1 protein-coding gene and 1 pseudogene are annotated in these 622 nt (G+C 63.0%); one reads left to right on the top strand and one right to left on the bottom strand.

The genetic code is table 11. The features are described from left to right. On the bottom strand, positions 1-350 hold a 350-nt coding region (gene moaC / locus ACK4TH_RS12860), incomplete at its 3' end, for a cyclic pyranopterin monophosphate synthase MoaC (RefSeq protein WP_409627006.1). Between the two features lie 39 nt (positions 351-389). Here moaC and ACK4TH_RS12855 point away from each other — a divergent pair. Further along, positions 390-622 (top strand): annotated as a pseudogene (locus ACK4TH_RS12855) (M48 family peptidase); the annotation flags it as partial.

The following is a 622-nucleotide window of genomic DNA, read 5'->3' as shown; positions in this document are numbered from 1 at the left end:
AGGGCTTCCATTTCGACGCCGGTGCGTCCCACGGTTTCGACGGTGGCGAGACACTCGACTGCGGCAGACTTGCGGTCGATCACGAATTCGATGTCGATACGGGTCAATGCCAGCGGATGGCAGAGCGGGATCAGTTCCGAAGTGCGTTTGGCGGCCTGGATCGCGGCAATGCGGGCGACGCCCAGCACGTCGCCTTTGCTGGCGGAGCCTGCCGCGATCTGCCGCAGCGTCGCCGGCTGCATGCGGATGCGCCCGCGGGCGCGGGCGACGCGATGGGTTTGCGCCTTGGGCGCGACATCGACCATGTGCGCCTGTCCGCGACTGTTGAAATGACTGAGTTTTTTCTTCATGGGTTAGGAACTCCCGGACAATCGAATTATCATAGCACCATGCGTTTGTCTTGCCTCCTCGTGTTGATATGGTCGCTCGCCGTTCCCGCCACCATGGCGGAGGGTTTGCCGGATCTCGGCGAGTCTTCCCAGGCCGGTTTTTCCTCGCTGCAGGAGCGCCGCCTCGGCGAAAGCATCATGCGCGAAATCCGCGCCGACCCCAGCTATGACGACGATGCCGAAGCCGTCGATTATCTCAACGCTCTCGGTAACCGCTTGGTGACGCGCGGCGC

This window comes from Tepidimonas sp. (assembly GCF_046292505.1).
Lineage (GTDB): Bacteria > Pseudomonadota > Gammaproteobacteria > Burkholderiales > Burkholderiaceae_C > Tepidimonas.
Note: the sequence above shows the minus strand (reverse complement) of the source record. Positions and strands in the feature narration are given on the sequence as shown.